15 protein-coding genes are annotated in these 18092 nt (G+C 39.2%); 7 read left to right on the forward strand and 8 right to left on the reverse strand.

What is annotated here, in order from left to right; translation table 11 throughout:
- Positions 1-30 precede the first annotated feature (30 nt).
- Genes hisH through hisG form a run of 5 tightly spaced genes read right to left on the reverse strand, consistent with a single transcriptional unit; the run spans position 31 to position 4981 of the window.
- Positions 31-621: an imidazole glycerol phosphate synthase subunit HisH gene (hisH, locus tag FFU37_RS16980; protein WP_002960265.1), complete on the reverse strand. Its 591-nt coding sequence runs from the start codon at positions 619-621 to the stop codon at positions 31-33.
- Positions 618-1679 carry a bifunctional histidinol-phosphatase/imidazoleglycerol-phosphate dehydratase HisB gene (gene hisB, locus FFU37_RS16985; protein WP_008138596.1) on the reverse strand — a complete coding sequence of 354 codons (1062 nt, stop codon included), beginning with the start codon at positions 1677-1679 and terminating at the stop codon, positions 618-620. Before hisB ends, hisH begins: the two co-directional genes overlap by 4 nt.
- Positions 1676-2785, reverse strand: a complete 1110-nt coding sequence (hisC, locus tag FFU37_RS16990) for a histidinol-phosphate transaminase (protein WP_138490073.1) — start codon at positions 2783-2785, stop codon at positions 1676-1678. Before hisC ends, hisB begins: the two co-directional genes overlap by 4 nt.
- Positions 2775-4076, reverse strand: a complete 1302-nt coding sequence (hisD, locus tag FFU37_RS16995; protein WP_138490074.1) for a histidinol dehydrogenase — start codon at positions 4074-4076, stop codon at positions 2775-2777. The genes hisC and hisD overlap by 11 nt, the downstream gene beginning before the upstream one ends.
- A gap of 5 nt (positions 4077-4081) precedes the next feature.
- The gene (gene hisG, locus FFU37_RS17000) at positions 4082-4981 is read right to left on the reverse strand and encodes an ATP phosphoribosyltransferase (RefSeq protein ID WP_002960257.1); all 900 of its coding nucleotides are present in this window, start codon (positions 4979-4981) and stop codon (positions 4082-4084) included.
- 418 nt (positions 4982-5399) lie between these two features.
- Here hisG and FFU37_RS17005 point away from each other — a divergent pair, with 418 nt between their 5' ends.
- The gene (locus FFU37_RS17005; RefSeq protein ID WP_002960256.1) at positions 5400-5636 is read left to right on the forward strand and encodes a hypothetical protein; all 237 of its coding nucleotides are present in this window, start codon (positions 5400-5402) and stop codon (positions 5634-5636) included.
- Positions 5637-5711: 75 nt separating this feature from the next.
- Here FFU37_RS17005 and FFU37_RS17010 read toward each other — a convergent pair whose 3' ends face one another.
- Entirely contained in the window at positions 5712-7568 is a 1857-nt protein-coding gene (locus FFU37_RS17010; RefSeq protein ID WP_138490448.1) for a cytochrome c/FTR1 family iron permease, read from the reverse strand.
- A gap of 283 nt (positions 7569-7851) precedes the next feature.
- A complete protein-coding gene (locus tag FFU37_RS17015) occupies positions 7852-9135 on the reverse strand; it encodes a cation:proton antiporter (RefSeq protein ID WP_024597348.1) in 1284 nt (427 codons plus the stop codon).
- A gap of 331 nt (positions 9136-9466) precedes the next feature.
- On the opposite strand from FFU37_RS17015, the gene yoaA reads away from it, so the two are divergent.
- The 3 genes from yoaA (at position 9467) to FFU37_RS17030 (ending at position 12492) form a co-directional block, all read left to right on the forward strand.
- The gene (yoaA, locus tag FFU37_RS17020) at positions 9467-11383 is read left to right on the forward strand and encodes a DNA repair helicase YoaA (RefSeq protein ID WP_002960248.1); all 1917 of its coding nucleotides are present in this window, start codon (positions 9467-9469) and stop codon (positions 11381-11383) included.
- A gap of 9 nt (positions 11384-11392) precedes the next feature.
- Positions 11393-12094, forward strand: coding sequence for a tRNA (adenosine(37)-N6)-threonylcarbamoyltransferase complex dimerization subunit type 1 TsaB (gene tsaB, locus FFU37_RS17025; protein ID WP_138490075.1), 702 nt, complete (start codon positions 11393-11395; stop codon positions 12092-12094).
- A 68-nt stretch (positions 12095-12162) separates the two neighbouring features.
- On the forward strand, positions 12163-12492 hold the full coding sequence (locus FFU37_RS17030; RefSeq protein WP_138490076.1) for a hypothetical protein: 330 nt from the start codon (positions 12163-12165) through the stop codon (positions 12490-12492).
- A 95-nt stretch (positions 12493-12587) separates the two neighbouring features.
- Here FFU37_RS17030 and FFU37_RS17035 read toward each other — a convergent pair whose 3' ends face one another.
- Positions 12588-13877, reverse strand: a complete 1290-nt coding sequence (locus FFU37_RS17035) for an alkaline phosphatase (RefSeq protein WP_039487709.1) — start codon at positions 13875-13877, stop codon at positions 12588-12590.
- Between the two features lie 411 nt (positions 13878-14288).
- Here FFU37_RS17035 and FFU37_RS17040 point away from each other — a divergent pair, with 411 nt between their 5' ends.
- From FFU37_RS17040 to rnd, 3 genes are all read left to right on the forward strand, one after another.
- Positions 14289-15140: an alpha/beta hydrolase gene (locus tag FFU37_RS17040; protein ID WP_138490077.1), complete on the forward strand. Its 852-nt coding sequence runs from the start codon at positions 14289-14291 to the stop codon at positions 15138-15140.
- Positions 15141-15255: 115 nt separating this feature from the next.
- Positions 15256-16908, forward strand: a complete 1653-nt coding sequence (gene fadD, locus FFU37_RS17045) for a long-chain-fatty-acid--CoA ligase FadD (protein WP_002960239.1) — start codon at positions 15256-15258, stop codon at positions 16906-16908.
- A gap of 51 nt (positions 16909-16959) precedes the next feature.
- Positions 16960-18090 (forward strand): ribonuclease D, encoded by a 1131-nt coding sequence (gene rnd, locus FFU37_RS17050; protein WP_138490078.1) that lies wholly within the window; start codon positions 16960-16962, stop codon positions 18088-18090.
- Positions 18091-18092: the final 2 nt, after the last annotated feature.

Below are 18092 nucleotides of genomic sequence, written 5' to 3' on the forward strand. Positions count from 1 at the left end.
TAATCTCTTTTTTGTTAGTTAATGGGCAGCTTATAACTGCCAATCAACAAAATTTTGTAATAAACGTGCGCCAACTTTTGCGCTGCGCTCTGGGTGAAATTGCATGCCTGCGTAATTGTCTTTAGCAACAATGGCTGAAAAGGTTTGACCGTATTCGCCGCTCACTAGTGTGGCGTCGTTTACGGTGTGCGCAAAACTATGAACAAAATACACTTGCTCATCAAGCGTTAGCCCTTTAGTTAATGCATGCTCTTTGTTAACGCTTAAGTTATTCCAACCCATATGCGGCGACGTTAAATTGCCTACATCAAGCGCTTTTACTTGCCCTGGTATTTTACCTAGGCACTGTACGTTACCTTCTTCGGTGCTTTCGCACAGTAACTGCATACCTAAACAAATACCCATAAGCGGGCGCTGGTATTCATTTATAGCTTGTTGCCAGCCGTTATCTACTAGGCGTTTCATAGCAACCGACGCGTGACCTACACCTGGCAATATAGCGCGCTCAAAACCCGCTAATTGCTCTGGTGAAGTAATTACTGTTGGCGTTTGGCCTAAGCGTTCAAACGCAAAGCGTACTGAATTTATATTGGCACAACCGGTATTAATTATGGCAATCATAAACATCCCTTAGAGCTGGCTGTTTGTTGGGTCGTGTCTTGTGCTACTGCCATGCGAAGTGCACGTGAAAACGCTTTAAATAAGCCTTCTACTTGGTGATGGCAGTTCCCGTCGCTTACCGATAAAATAAGGCTAATGGCGGCGTTATCACTTAAGCTTTTGAAAAAGTGCTCAACCATTTGTACGTCTAAGTCGCCTGCTTTTTCGCGGCTAAAGTTAGCGTTTAATACAAATGATGCACGACCCGATAAATCAATTTGTGCTTCAGCTTTACACTCGTCCATAGGAAGCGCAAAGCCATAGCGTGCAATTTGCGATTTAGTGCCAAGCGCTTGTTTAAGTGCAACACCAAGAGCAATACCAATGTCTTCAACAAGGTGGTGCTCGTCTATGTGTAAATCGCCTTTGGCTTTAATGTTTAAACCAATGTTTGCGTGGGTGCGAATTTGATCAAGCATGTGATCAAAAAAGCCAAGTCCGGTGTCTATGCTGCCATTTTTAGTTTGATCTAAGTTTATGGCTACATCAATTTGGGTTTCTTTAGTGTTGCGTGTAACACGACCTTCGCGGTTTGCGGTAGTCAATTTTGTCACTATCGCACTCCAATCGCCGTCGTATAAAATACCTTCACAACATAAGTTTTGAGCAAGGCCAATATCGGTCTGGCGATCGCCAATAACAAAAGAGCGCGCTAAGTCTACTTTGCCAGAGCGCATAAGCTCGGTAAGTAAGCCCGTTTTAGGTTTACGGCAATCACAGTTTTGCTCATCAAAGTGTGGGCAAATTAATACTTCGTCAAAGCTAATGCCTTGGCTTTGCATTATGTCCATCATTTTGTCTTGTGCTATGTCAAAATCAGCAGTAGGAAAACTATCTGTGCCTAAACCATCTTGGTTAGACACCATTACTAAACGGTAACCTGCGGCTTGTAATTGTAATAACGCAGGAATAACACCAGGTAAAAATGCTAGCTTTTCAAGGCTATCTACCTGTTTGTCGGTAATTGGCTCTTCAATAATAGTGCCGTCGCGGTCTATAAATAAATAGGGGTTACTCATGATACTTCGTTTCCTGCTAAAGATGCTGCGGTAGCCGGCGTTTGTAAGCCATCTAACCAAATTTTTACTTGTTCAAGTTCTTGTTCACTGCCAATTGAAATTCGTAGCCAGTCGTCTTCACCGTATAGTGTAAAAGCGCGCATAACCAAACCTTGCTCAAGTGCAATTTTAAAGTAGTTTTTATCGGCTAATTTTAAAGTAACAAAGTTACCTTCACCAGTGAGAATTTTTAATGCAGCAGGGGAGGCGTTTAGCCAATTTACCAACTTAGCTTTTAAGCTATTTAAGATAGTAACTTGGCGGCGCATTGATGTAATTGCATCGGGTGCAATTGCTTGCGCTGCAATACTTGCCACTACGCCAGATACTGGATACGGCGCAATGACTTTACGAATTGGCGCAAGTACACTTTCTTGTGCAAGCGTAAAGCCTGTTCTGAGCCCCGCTAGCGCAAAGGCTTTAGAAAGCGTGCGCAGAACCACTACATTACTAAACTCATTAATAAGTTTTGTGGCGCTTTGCTCTGGGCAAAACTCTATATAGGCTTCGTCAACAATAACCAGTGCTTTACCCATAAGTGCTGTTGCAATCGCTTTTACTTTATCAAGTGGTGTTAGGCTGCCCGTTGGATTATTTGGGTTACAAATAAATACCAGTTTTGAGCTGCCCACTGCCTCAACTATTTCATCAACACTGCCACTTAATAATAATTCTTGGGTAAGCGCGTTAATACTAACGTTGTGTGTATCGGCGGTAACTTTGTACATACCGTAGGTTGGTAAAAATAGCGCAATACTATCTTTAGCTGGCTCACAGTATGTGCGCACTAAAAGCTCAATGCCTTCATCTGCGCCGCGCGTCATTAATACATTTTCGCTTTCAAGTTCTGTATAAGCGGCGTAACGGTCAATAACCAGTTGCGGTTGTGGATCAGGGTAGCGATTTAAATCCTCAATACTCAGTTCAAGATTTTTAGCATACGGGCTTTCGTTAGCATTTAGCCACGTAGTACCGGTTAGCTTTTCACTTTTTGCAGAGCTGTATGCAGCAAGGGCTGCAATATTCTTAGGTAATAAGCTAGACGCTTGTGCGCTCTCATTGCTCATTTTTAATTGCCTCTAAACGAATTGAAACCGCATTAGCGTGGGCATCAAGGCCTTCTGCATCTGCAAGTGGTAAAATTGCTTTTGAAAGCTGCGTTAAACCACTTTTAGTAATTGTTTGCACTGTGTATGTACGGAAAAAATCAAGCAAGTTTAAACTCGAGTAAGTTGCACTGTAACCATATGTTGGTAACACGTGGTTAGTACCCGATGCGTAATCGCCTGCAGATTCTGGTGTGTAGTCACCTACAAATACTGAGCCTGCATTTTTAACTTTATCTAGATAAGGTGTTGCATCGCCTAGCTGTAAAATTAAGTGCTCTGGGCCGTATTGCGCCGATACATCAAATGCTTGCTCAACTGAATCAACCAAAATAAGTGAAGAATTAGCGAGCGCTTGCTCGGCTGTATCTTTGCGGCTTAATTTAGCAAGTTGGCGTGTAAGTGCCTGCTGCGTTTGCTCAATGATACTTTCGCTGTTACATAATAAAATAACTTGCGAGTCTGCGCCGTGCTCTGCTTGTGAGAGTAAATCGGCGGCTATAAATTCTGGGTTTGCACGTTCATCTGCAATAACTAATACTTCAGAAGGACCTGCTGGCATGTCAATTGCCATACCTGGGATAGTTTGCGCAACGAGCTGTTTAGCCATTGTTACGAAGCTATTACCTGGGCCAAAAATTTTGTTTACTTTAGGAACCGATTCGGTGCCATAAGCCATTGCTGCAATTGCGCCTGCGCCACCACTTTCTATCAAAGTAGTAATGCCACATAACTTAGCTGCATATAAAATAGCAGGGTTAATTGCTTTATCACCTTGTACCGGCGTAGCTAGTACAACGGTTTTAGCGCCGCTTAACTGTGCTAATACACCTTGCATAATAACCGACGATGGCAGTGGTGCACTGCCACCGGGTACATAAATACCGACTGCTTCGATGGCTTGATATTTCAGTTCACATACAACGCCTGGTTGGGTTGATAATTTAATATCTTTTGGCAACTGCGCTTCGTGAAAACGTTTAACATTTGCATAAGCGGTGTCAATTGCGTATTTAAGCTCAGCACTTAGTGCTTGCTCAGATGCGTTAATTTCATCTAGCGGTACGCGCAAACGTGGGTTAGCTCTATTATCAAACTCTTTGGCCATGCTAAGTAAGGCCTCATCGCCTTGCTCTTTTACATTAGCTAAAATAGTTTTGCATATTGCTTCAACCTTTGCGCTTACAGAAACTGCAGGGCGCATTAGCGCCGCTGCTTGTACTTGTGAAGATTCCTCATTCCAACGAAGCATGGTACTTACTCCATCATTTTTTCAATTGGCATAACTAAAATAGAGTTAGCGCCTAGGGCTTTTAACTGCTCCATTGTTTCCCAAAATAATGTTTCGCTGCTTACCATGTGCAGTGCTACGTATTCTTCATTACCCGCAAGGGCAAGTAGAGTCGGTTGACCAGAACCAGGTAAAATTTCACAAATTTCATCAAGTTTGTTTTTTGGTGCGTGTAGCATGATGTATTTGCTTTCTTTAGCTTGTCTAACACCACGTAGGCGCGGCATAAGCTTATTGATTAGTGCTAGTTTGTCAGCGTCTTGCAGATCTTTATTTTGAATTAAACATGCGTTTGATTCTAAAATTGTATCACCTTGAATTAAGCCGTTAGCTTCAAGTGTTGCGCCAGTAGATACTAAATCACAAATTGCATCAGATAAACCTGCACGTGGTGCTACTTCAACAGAGCCAGTAAGCATTACTGTACTTGCGTTGATGCCTTCGCGCTTTAACCACTGAGTTAAAATTTCTGGGTAGGTAGTTGCAATACGTTTGCCTTCAAACCAGCTCTTATCGCGAGCGCCTAGCTCTTGTGGCCATGCAAGTGCAAGACGACAGTAACCAAAATCTAGTTTTGAAAGTTTGTTTACTTCGCTTGGAACACCTTGGCGTTCACGTTCTGCTTGAACTTCTACTAGTACGTTTTCGCCAACAATACCTAAATCACATACACCGTCCATTACTAAACCAGGAATATCGTCATCGCGCACACGTAGTACGTCAATTGGCATATTAGTTGAGTGTGCAATTAAGCGTTGTTCACGAAGGTTAAGCTTAACACCTAACTGTTTTAACAGATCTTGACAATCTTTAGATAGGCGGCCGCCTTTTTGGATGGCGATACGTAGACGATTTGTGTTACTCATTATTCATTTTCCTTTAATTTAAAAACTAAAAACCCCGAGGGAACCTCAGGGCGAAAATGAATCAATGTTTTTTGAATCGCCAGAGGTTCCTTTTAGGAATAACCTCTCAGCGAAAGACCTGACAGGTTATTCCGGTGAATGGTGGTGATGATGTACTGTTGTCAGGTTTAAGCGCATTTTTTATCCTATTTAACTGCTCGTTGTTATAGTAACGTTCAGTTGTTATCTGTTTAAATAAATTTCGCATTCATAAAAACATAAACAGCCATATTATGGCAAGTTTTTTTTAGCTTAATTAAAGCATATCTTATAACTGTCGATAATATTAAGAAGGAAAGTGCAATTTTTGCATGTATTTGTTTGTTTATTAGCCAAACCAAGCGTTTAGATAATTTAACAGTAAACTAAGGAAGTGTGTATGGATATCATGATTCCTTATTTAGGAAGAATAACCAGACTAGAAGTTGAGTCAAAAAGTGCTTTTCATATTGCGGGTGTGCAAAGTGGATCGGCCGCTGAAAAAGTTGAGCTAGAGAATAAAAAAAGGCGTGAGCTACAAAAAAAGAAAAAGCTCAATATGCTTGATGACCAAAATAGTAAAAAAAAGTCTAACGTAGACGATGACGAAAACCCCCATTTAGATACATGGGCATAGGTTACAGTTACTGTATATTGCTAGAATTATAAAAGGGAAGCCTATAAATAGACTTCCCTTTTTCTGTTGAACTAATTAGTTCTGACTTTTACTTTTTAATATATAAAAGCTAAATATAGCGAACACACATACCTGAGCCACAATACCTTGCCATGTCGACTTAATACCAAGCCATGCTATATCAAAGCTCATTGGTAGCGACGCAATACCTATTATATCGGCCTCTTGTAATGCAATAACGGCTTTGCCCATAAGCACAAACGAGAGTGCAAATAATAAATAAGTGGTAATTGCAAAAAACTTAGCAACCGGTAATTTAATTGAGTACTTAATTAATACCCACGTAATAATAGCCAGTATTGCTATAGCTATCGCAAAACCCGATGCAATAGATGAATATTGAGCAGGCGAGCTTTGCGTTAATAAAGACTGATAAAACAATACGGTTTCGAATACTTCTCGGTACACGGCAATAAAAGAAAGCCCCGCTAATCCCCAAAGTGTTCCCGACTCAAGACGCTTATCTATATTGTCTTTTATATATTTTTGCCATTGTTGCGCACTTGTTTTACTGTGCATCCATACGCCAACATACAGTAAAATTACAGCGGCAAACAATGCACCAGCACCTTCCATAACTTCGCGACTTGCACCACTTATTTCTATTAATGTTTGCGCAGCAGCCCATGTTAAGCCACCGGCAATAAGTGCTGTTACCCAGCCAATATGTACGTATTTAAGCGCATCTTGACGTTTCGTTTTAATAAGCACAGTCATAAGGGCAATTATAACTAAGAGTGCCTCTAAGCCTTCTCGCAGTAATATTATTAAACTCGCTGAAAGTAGGGCGCCATCAGTTAGCTTGGTTTCGTTTAGCATGCTATCTGCTTTAGCGAGTTGTGTTAGTGCTGCACTTACTTTTTCGGCAACGACGGCTGTATCTTTTTCGTTTTTGAATGTTTGGCGCAGGTTCATCAGTTGTACTTCGATGTTTTTACGCAGTGTTTCGTCGTAGGCATTTAAGTTGTTTTCAACAAGCTCAAAGCCATCTAAGTATGCGCTAATTGCTAAATCACTTGCTTGTGAGTAATTGCCTTTAGCATGCGCGGCTTGCGCTGCAAGTAATTGCGTGCGAGTAACTGTTATCGGATTTTTGTTAGCGCTAAATAATTGCTCTGGATTACCACGAAGCCATTTAACGTAATGTGCTTGTGCTTCACTTTGACCTGCCGATAATTGTGCAGGGTTTAGGTTTACAATCTGTGAAGCGGTAATGTTTTGTTCTACATTTTGTGGTTTTTGAACATCTTTAAATGCCAAGCTACCTACATAAAAAGCTAAAGACCATCGTTGTTGTTCATTAAATTGGGTAAAAGCAACCATAGGTGTGTCGTCAATGCCGTTACTTACAGCGTCAAATAACCCCATTAATGAGCGGTTTGTTGCGCGTTCTTTGTCGGTAAAGTTGGTAGGCTCTGGCGATAAATTTTTTGCAAGCGGACCGTCGCCTTGACCACTAGGGCCGTGACACATTGAGCAGTTAGTAGCAAAAAGCGCTTTAGTTTGCTCAACCGGAAGCAGCGATGTAGGTAACGATAGTTGTGGCATAAAGGTAAGCAGCGACTCACGAAGCGCTGAGCTTGCTGCACGTACATCGGCAACACTCGCTTTATTAGCAATCGCTGTATGCAGTGCTTTAGCTTGTGCCTTTACTGTATCAAACTCATTGGTTTGGCTTGATAGCTGTCCAGCTTGCTCAATAATGACGTGCGAAAACTCTGTCATTTCTTGATATTCGTCGGGGTCTAGTATTTCACCATTTCCAACAGCTGCCACGTAATCTACACCTACATACTCTGCAAGCTGTGCAATTTGTTTTATTTTTGTTTGCTCATTAGGAGAGGCCGACACATTAAAGCTTGCCATCGCCATTATAAAAAGCACAAAAAAACAATGAAATTGTCGTTTGCCCAGAGATACCAAATTAAAAAACACGTGAGAATTATTTTTGGACATTGAAAAGCCCTACAGAGGAAAAGCCAAAATTATAATTGTTTTCATTTGCATTTCAAGCGGATTAATTTAAACAAAGAAGATAAATAAAAAGGATAACAATTTATAGAACTTTAAAGTGTTTTTGTAACACGTGAGTAACAGTAACCAAGTGATTTATATAATAACTTGGTTACTGAGTTGATTGCTCACAAAGCATTTATTACTTTGCTTGCTCAGCTGACTTAATGCTGCTTTGAATAAGCGGCGAAATAGTTAAGCCTTGTACAATAATAGAAAATATAACTACAACGTAAGTAACAATAACAATAAGGTTGTGTAGGTCAGAGCCGCCTACAAAAACTTGCTCGCGTGGAATTGCTGCCGCCATTGCCAGTGCAAGACCACCGCGTAGCCCACCCCAGGTTAAAATTTTAACGCTGTGTTTATCGTAACTTCTAAAGCGTTTAAAGATAACAAAGGGTGCGCCTACGCTAATAAAGCGTGCTAGTAATACTGCAGGTACCATTAGTAAGCCTAAGCCAATTTCACCAAGCGTGATTGGCATCGTCACTATTAGCATACCTATTATTAAAAACAGTAGGGCATTTAAAAAGCTATCGGTTGCATGCCAAAAATCTTTTACGTAACGAGTGTCTTCAGGCCCCGTGCGCTCAGTTGCTTTAGTACGAGTAATGTTACCCATTAATATGCCGCTCGTTACCATGGCAAGTGCGCCTGATATTTCCCAAATATTTGCAGCAGCAAAACCCGCGGTAGGAATAGTTAAGGTTATCAATAAGCGAATATTTACATCGCGGCTGTTAATAATTAAAAAGTGGCCAACCAAAGCAATAACCAAACCAAATGCAATGCCGCCTAGGGCGTCTACAAAAAAGAGTTCTGCTATATCGCCAAATTGTGCATCGGTGCCATAAAAAGCAACCGAAAAAATGGTCGTAAATATTACCAAACCAATACCGTCGTTAAATAGTGACTCACCTTCTACTTGAACTGAGATTCCTTCTGGCGCTCGCATTTGTTTAATAATAGCAAGTACAGCAATAGGGTCGGTTGGGCTAATAAGCGCGCCAAATAATAAACAGTATATAAACGGTACATCAAAGCCAAATAAGGCAAATAGATAAAAACTTAAATAACCGACTATAAAAGTGGAAGCAATAGTAGAAAATAGCACTAGTGCGGTTATTTCCCAGCGCTGTTTACGAAGCGCCATAAGGTTAATTTCCAATGCGCCAGCATAAAGTAAAAATCCGAGCATACCTTTGAGTAATAACTCGTTAAAGTTAATACTGGAAACAATTTGGGTCATGGCTAACGCATTTTGATCGCCTAATAATTTAACGGCAATAATCAATAATAAAGAAATAACAACTGAGCCTGTAGTAATGGCAATTGTAGTTTGCATTTTGAGGATATATTGGTTTGCAAAAGCAATAAAAATTGCAATGGCAGAGAGAAAACAAATGAGATACCAAGCATTCATTGGCTAACCTTACTATTTTTTTAACGACACACGAAAAAGAGGATTATAAACCCGCGTATGGTACTCCTGTAATATTTCAGAGTCACAGTTTTTATGCCTAAATATAGCTTTTAATACGGATTATTTTTAGTAAGAGTTAATAGAAAATTAGGCTTTGTAAATATTGTCATTATTAAATTAAATGCACGTTATAAATACACAGTGTATTGTAAAATCGAATGATTAATCTCACTATTAAAGTGCGTATTAATTCGTAAAGTAAAAGTGGGTTTTGTAATTACTTGCCCTTAATGCTTTGCTTACGTAAAATCCCGCTATTATTTATTTTAAAGTGATTGGTATTATCAAACAGCTGTTTAGTGCAACCGGGCCTTTAGCGTTATCTTTAGATGGGTATACGCCTCGCCAACCACAAATTGATATGGCAGTAGCTGTTGCGGATGCATTAAAAAACAGTTCGCAATTAGTTGTTGAAGCAGGCACGGGTACGGGTAAAACATTTGCATATTTAGCCCCTGCACTTAAGTCAAAAGGGCGCACGATAATATCAACAGGTTCTAAAGCTCTACAAGAGCAGCTTTATCACCGAGATTTACCGCAACTAGTTAAAGCTTTAAGTGCTTCAAAAAAAACCGCCTTATTAAAAGGGCGCGCCAATTACCTATGCACCTACCGACTTAATCAACATGTTGCACATGTACCTACTGACGACTCTGACGTAATGCATCAACTAGCTATGGTAGCTAAGTTTGCAAGCGAAACACAATCGGGCGATTTGGCCGATTGTATAGGTATAGAAGATGATGCCAAAGTACTGCCTTATGTAAATTCAACAGCCGATAATTGTTTAGGTAAAGAGTGTCCAGATTTTCAAAGCTGTTATATACGCAAAGCACGTTTAACTGCGGCCGATGCCGATGTGGTTGTTATTAATCACCATTTGTTTTTTGCTGATATGGCTGTAAAAGAAAGTGGCTTTGCTGAACTTATGCCAAAAGCCGACGCATATATATTTGATGAAGCCCATCAGTTAAGCGAAATTGCTAGTGATTATTTTGGTGAAAGTGTAAGCACTAAAAAGTTGGTAGATTTAATTAATGATTTACGTGCTATTTATAGAGCTGAAATTCCCGATATGCTGCAACTTGGTAAAAGCTTAAACAAGCTTGAGACAAGCGTTGCTGATTTACGATTACAATTTGGTGTTGATGGCAGTCGTGGCGATTGGCGAGAAAAACTAAGCGATAAACAAATTTGCGCGGCGCTCCATCGTGTGATCAGTGATTTAGATTTTGTTTACCAAGTACTTAAACTTTGCCTAGATAGAAGCGACAAAATTGAGCATCCATTTGAACGTGCACTTGCGTTTAAAGGTCAGTTAGAGCGGGTTTTTGATACAGCCCAAACCGGCTTTAGTTATTGGTATGAAACAACGCGCCGTTATTTAACAATTAATATAACGCCATTGAATGTATCAGCTAAGTTTGCTCAAATGATGCAAGACACGGGCGCAGGATTTGTATTCACTTCTGCAACACTTTCGGTTGATAACAAACTAGAGCATTTTAATGCAAGCCTTGGTTTAAAGCCAAAACAAAGCATGATGGTAGATAGCCCATTTGATTACCCTAATCAGGCGCTGCTGTGTTTACCGCGTTACTTACCCGAATCGCACGCTGATAATATGCCGCATGCGATTGTAAAATTAACACTTGAGCTTATAAAGTCAGCGCAAGGGCGTTGTTTTGTGCTATTTACTAGCTATCGAATGATGCACTTAGTGGCCGAAGGGCTAACTACACAAATAGACTACCCAGTTTATATGCAAGGGCAAATGTCTAAGCGTATAATTTTAGAGAAATTTACTCGCCATGGTAATGCGGTATTACTGGGCACGGCTTCTTTTTGGGAAGGTGTTGATGTACGCGGCAGCACGTTAAGCTGTGTTATTATAGACAAATTGCCATTTGCAGCTCCTGACGATCCATTGCTTCAAGCTAAAATGCAAGATTGCCAAATGCAGGGAAAAGACCCTTTTTCACACATACAATTACCGCAGGCTGTTATTGCGCTAAAGCAAGGTGTAGGGCGTTTAATTCGAGATAGTAAAGACAAAGGCGTACTTGTAATATGCGATAATCGCTTAGTTACACGCCAATATGGCCAAGTATTTTTGAAAAGCTTACCACCGATGCGCCGCACGCGAAGCTTAGAAGATGCCAATACATTTTTAAAACAAATTAATTAGAGTACTAAAATGATCAAAAGTAATATCCTTGCCCTTGATGCTTCAACTGAAGCACTTTCAATTGTTTTACATTACCAGGGCCAAACGTTTCATCATTTTGAAGAGTGTCCGCAGCAGCACAGCCAAAAAATACTTCCACTTGTGGATGAACTGTTAACTAAAGCAAACTGTAAATTAAAAGATTTAGACGTAATCGGTTTTGGCCAAGGGCCAGGTAGTTTCACCGGTGTACGTATTAGTGTTGCTATAGCGCAAGGTTTAGCGTATTCAACTAATTTGCCGCTTGTTGGTGTGTCTACACTGGCTACTATGGCTCAACAAACGTTTGAACAACACGGCAGCCTGAGTGTTTATCCAAGTATAGATGCGCGTATGGGGGAGATATACTTTGCACATTACCAAGCGCAAAATAATCTAATGCTTTTAGTTAACCAAGAATGCGTTATAAAACCTGATTTACTAAATAATGATTATATAGCAACCACTGAGCCATCTGTAGCAGTGGGCACGGGCTTTAAAACCTATCCTGATGCGCTTAATGACTTTGAAAACGTGACAATTAATACTGATATTACATTACCAGATGCACGTTATATGTTAGCGCATGTTGAAGCCGCGTTTTTAGCGGGTGACGTTGTAAAAGCGAGTGACGCTCAACCTAAATATGTGCGCGATACGGTAACGTGGAAAAAGCTACCAGGACGTGAGTAATCATATTATTTGCAAATTGGTTGTTTTTAAATCATAATTTTATGCAATATTAAGGTTGGAGACGCGTAATGACGCTGCCTATTGGTTCAGGTTTTTTTACCGGAGATATTCCGGGTAGGGTTAGCTCTACTAAAGTTGTTACTAATAAACCACAGAGTTTATTAGACCAGCCAGCTGCTCAAAAAACGAATACCGATTATGTAAAAAGTAGTGTCGAGGGTGTTGAACTGGCTAATCAACTGTTTAAAAGCAGTGCTAAAAGCAATGAATACAGCCAAACAATCTACGACCAACCGACAGCTCAAGTAAGCAAAGCGATTTCTACTTATACTGAATTTGCCAATTTAGAGCGCAGAGCAGAAGTACAAAATTTAATAGGCGTTGATATATACGCTTAATGCTTATTTAAGCGCTTTAGATAAATACAGCTATAAAATTTAATAAAAAGCCCGAACATGTGTTCGGGCTTTTTGTGTTCAAAAATACGTAAAGCTTACTGCTTAATAAAGCCAATCAGCTTATCGGCTATATCAGTATTATTTTGTGAACCAATAAATTGCTCACTGCCTTTACCATAGGCAAATACCTGCACGTCTACAGCAGTATGTCCGCCTGTTGTCCAGCCAGTAAAGCTTGCATCGCTAATAATACTCTTAACGGCTAAATTAAGCGCTTTTTCACCCATTTTTTTAGCTTGCTCAAGTTTTATTTGGTTTTCAGTTGTAAATTCAATATTGGTGTTAGCAGTCCATACTGATTCTAAATCATCAGAATCCAGTAAAAGTTGAGTTAATTTACCAGCAGTTGCTTTAACACCTTTTACTACATCAGTTTCCCATTTGTACTGACCATGCGCGCCAAGGGTTAACCCGCCTGTAGAGTGATCTGCAGTGATGACTAAAATAGTATCTTTGTTTTTATCAACATACGCTTTTGCTTTTTCGATTGATTTAGCAAAATCATCCATCTCAGCCATTGCACAGGCTATATCGTTAGAGTGACCACACCAATCAATTTGGCTGCCTTCAATCATCACAAAAAAGCCTTCTTTGTTTTGATTATCTAATAAACCAAGTGCTTTAGACGTTAATTGAGTAAGACGAGTTGGGTTTTCATCTAAAGCAAAAGGTAAGCCTTTAGATGCGTATAAACCAATTGCAGGTATTTGTGTAATTTGCCCTAGGTTTTTAATGTCGTCGCCATATTGATAACCAGCGGCTTTAAATTCATCAACTAAATTACGGTCATCACGAATGAAGTATTTAGTACCGCCACCAAGCATTAAATCAACCGGTAATTTACCCGCAATTTTATTGTCGATGTAGTCATTGGCAATGTCATTATAATTATTACGTGATTCATTATGCGCCGCAAAACTTGCTGGAGTTGCGTGGTTAATTTGTGAAGTTGCTACAAGCGCTGTTGTCATACCGCGCTCTTTTGCTATTTCAAGCATGGTTTTAACTGATTTTTTGTCTGTATCTACTGCAATTGCGCCATTGTAACTTTTATGACCGCTACTGAGTGCTGTAGCACCTGCTGCGCTGTCTGTCACATAAGTATGGTCATCAGGGTAGGTACGAGCCATACCCTTTAAAATAGTGTCAAAAACCGTGCCTTCTACTTCTTTTGTTGCAGGGTCGTCTTTAAAATAGCGATAAGCCGTGGTGTAAGCCGGACCCATGCCGTCACCAATCATATAAATTACATTTTTAGGTGCTGATTCTGCGTAAGCACCAGAAGCGGTGCATAAAAGCGCTAATAAGCTGATCTGTTTTTTCATGGTTGTGTACCTTATGAGTGTACCTTATTTAATAGCCGCTGATATTGTATACAGATAGCATGATAAATAAATGAATATCTAAGATATTTATAATTTAGGGTTATATGAATAGAATTGTAGTTAACGCTGTTAGTTCTATTTATTTAAATTATACTGGTTATAGCTTAACTACATATAATGCTATCACCTTTTAATTGTTCAAAAGGTATACAAAGCAAACATATTTAAAAAGATCAGCTTATTTTTTTTGTAATTAAACTTATGATATTGTTTAAATTTTATTTTATATTTTTTGCTTTCTTTAGATCATCAAGATAATTAAATAGCGAATTTGGCACCATTTTCTCGGTTAGTGGTCTGACAACTTGTATGCTATAAATAATGATGCTCTAAATTAATAAAGGACTTGCCGTGCAGCCATTTAATATTGAAACCAATAACTTGAATATTCATGGCTTAAAAGTAGGTTCTGGGGATGAAATAGTAATAGCGTTGCATGGTTGGTTAGATAACTGCCACAGTTTTATACCAATGTTAAGTAAAGCTAAGCCAAAGCACACTTGGTACTGTATTGATTTTGTTGGGCATGGTTTATCATCTTGGCGAAGTGATGATGCACATTATTATTTTGTTGATTATATTGATGATGTGTACCAACTTATTAATGCGCTTGGTGTTAAAAAAGTTCATTTAGTTGGGCATTCGATGGGAGCCATGGTTGCAGGGCTTTTTGCTAGTTGCTTTGGTGATTATGTAAAATCTGTTACCTTTATTGAGGGGATTGGGTGTGTTACAACTCCTAGCGAAGGCGTATGTGAACAGCTAAAAAGTGCAGTATTAAATAGAGCGCGTTTAAAAAATAAGAAGCAGAGAGTTTATAAATCGAAAGAGCTTATTTATGAAGCACGTGCTCAAGCAACCGATTTGAATAGTGAGCTTATTGCTCTTTTAATGCAGCGAAATATAAAATCGGTTTTAGATGGTTATACATTAACAACTGATCCAAAGCTTAAAAATCACTCAGGTTTTAGGTTTGATGAGGCGCAATGTATTGGTGCAATAAAAGATTTAATTGCACCGTGTCAATTAATTTTAGGTAACGAAGGTTATTCGTTTGTAAAACAAAATCTGGCAAAGTATATTAGTTATTACAATAGCTTAAAGGTAATTAATGTAGATGGTGGGCACCACTGTCATATGCAAAGTAGTGAACACTGTTTTAAGCATATTCAAGACTTTATGCTGCAAAATGGTGCATGTTAATTGTAAGTTTACGTAAAATGTGGGATTATTCCTCCATTAGAGTATTTGCTCAATTGTTAAAGCGCCTTACTTAGATTAAGGTTAATAAAAATATAATTATAAACAGGGGCTAAGAGTGGAAAAAATCTGGCTTAAGCGCTACCCAGAGGGTATGCCTGAAACAATCGATCCTGAGCATTACAACTCGTTACTCGAAGTGTTCGAAAAAAGTTTTACTGACTACACCGATTTACCTGCATTTACTAACATGGGTAAAACGCTGTCTTATAGCGAAATAGATACAGCAACAAAAAAAGTTGCATCCTACATTCAAAATGATTTAGGTCTTAAAAAAGGCGACAAAGTTGCCGTAATGATGCCTAACTTACTACAAACACCAGTCACCATTTTAGGTATTTTACGTGCAGGTTGTGTGGTTGTAAATGTTAACCCACTTTACACTGTGCGTGAATTAGAGCATCAGTTAAAGGATTCTGACACTACCGCTATTTTCATTTTAGCAAACTTTGCTGACACACTTGAAAAGTCGCTGGCACACACTGATGTTAAACACATTGTAGTAACGCAAGTAGGCGACATGGTTGGTGGGCTTAAAAAGCACATAGTTAACTTTGTTGTGAAGCACATTAAAAAAATGGTGCCAAAGTTCAACTTACCAAACACAATTAACTTTTCAGACGTTTTAGCTGCAGACGAAACTAAATATACACGTCCTGAAATGAGCTTGTCAGATCTTGCTTTTTTACAGTACACCGGTGGCACAACAGGTGTATCAAAAGGGGCAATGCTGAGCCATGGCAATATGGTTGGTAACCTTGAGCAAGTTTCAGGCTGTTTAGACAAAGTGTTAAATCGTGGGACAGAAGTTGTTGTTACCGCTTTACCGCTTTATCATATATTTGCTTTAACAGCTAACTGCCTGACGTTTATGAAGTACGGTGGTTTAAATATATTAATCACAAATCCACGAGATATGCCTGGATTTGTTAAAGAGCTAGGTCAGCATAAATTTACAGCTATTACTGGTGTTAATACGTTATTTAACGGTTTATTAAACACACCAGGTTTTGCTGAACTTGATTTCAGTCATTTAAAAATGTCACTTGGTGGCGGTATGGCCGTGCAACGTCCTGTTGCTGAAAAGTGGCAAAAAGTGACTGGCTCAAAATTAATGGAAGGCTATGGCCTTACAGAATGTTCTCCATTAGTAACTATTAGTCCTTATGATTTAGAAGCATATAACGGCTCAATTGGTTTGCCTGCGCCTAATACAGAGATTAAGCTAATACTTGATAACGGTGAAGAAGCCGCTAAAGGTGAACCGGGTGAAATGTGTGTGAAAGGCCCGCAGGTTATGGTGGGCTATTACAAGCGACCAGATGCAACAGCTGAATGTTTAAAAGATGGCTGGTTTGCAACAGGTGATATTGCAACTTATGACGATGAAGGTTTCTTCTTTATTGTAGATCGCAAAAAAGACATGATCATTGTATCTGGCTTTAATGTTTTCCCTAATGAGATAGAAGAGGTAGTGGCTATGCACGAAGGTGTGCTTGAAGTTGCTGCTATTGGTATTCCTCACGATGTAAGTGGTGAACAAGTTAAAGTTTTTGTTGTTAAAAAAGACCCTTCTTTAACTGAAAAAGATATAATAAGTCACTGTCGTGATAATTTAACTAATTACAAGGTCCCAAAACTGGTAGAGTTTAGGGATGAGTTACCTAAAACTAACGTAGGTAAAATACTCCGAAGAGCCTTGAAAGATTAGCAACCTATAAAAAAGCCGACATATGTCGGCTTTTTTATTGTAGGAGATTAAGTGCAATACCAATTGATCGAAACCCAAAATCAACTGAACACTTTTGTTGAACAAATAAAAAATAAGCCTATTTTAGCTATTGATACTGAGTTTATGCGTCGTCGCACTTTGTATCCAGAAGTTGCACTTATCCAAGTTTTTGATGGTGAGCATTTAGCGCTTATCGATCCGTTAGCTGAGCTCTCATTATTCGATTTTTGGGAAATACTAAAAGATCCTAGTGTTTTAAAAGTACTGCATTCTCCTTCAGAAGATATTGAGGTTTTTCAAAAATACGCAGGCTTTGTTCCATCCCCACTTTTTGATACACAATTTGCGTTGCAGTTACTTGGGGAAGGTAACTGTATGGGCTTTGCCCTTATGGTAAAAGAGTTGCAAGGTATTGAAATAGATAAAAGTGAGTCACGTACTAACTGGCTGCAACGTCCGTTAACTAAAAAACAGTTAGATTATGCTGCTGCAGATACTTTTTACTTATTGCCGTGTTTCGAGCTGATTATAGAGCGTATTAATGCCGCTGGGTTCTTTGACATTGTAATAAACGAGAGTGAGCTGATAGCTAAAAAACGTGCATTTCAAACACCAGACGAGCTTTTATATAAAGATATTAAGAATGCATGGCAACTCAAACCGCACGAACTCGCGGTTTTAAAAGAACTTGCTGTATGGCGCAGAAACAAAGCCATTAAGAAAAATTTAGCGCTAAATTTTGTGTTAAAAGAACATAACATGACTGAAATTGCCAAACGTGGTCCTTCAAGTTTAAATGCTCTACGTCAAATTCCAGGAGTTGAAGCTATTGAAGTTAATCGCTCTGGTGTAGATATAATCAAGTGTATTGAAGTTGCCAAAGCAATACCAGATGCTGAGCACCCTGATGTACTTAAGCGCTTAATTGATTTTCCTACCTATAAAAAAGTAGCCAAAGATATTAAACAAAAGATCACTAAAGTCGCTAAAGAGCACAATATACCAGAAGACGTTATGGCCTCTAAAAAGCAAATTAATCAATTGATTAGTTGGAATTGGAAGTTAACTAATGAGCAAAAACAAAGCCATATTAAGCCTGATTTATTAAGCTCTTGGCGCTATACCTACGTTAAAGACGCTTTAAAAGAGTGGGATAACTAAAC

The sequence above is a fragment of the Pseudoalteromonas distincta genome (assembly GCF_005877035.1).
GTDB classification, from domain to species: Bacteria; Pseudomonadota; Gammaproteobacteria; order Enterobacterales; family Alteromonadaceae; genus Pseudoalteromonas; species Pseudoalteromonas distincta.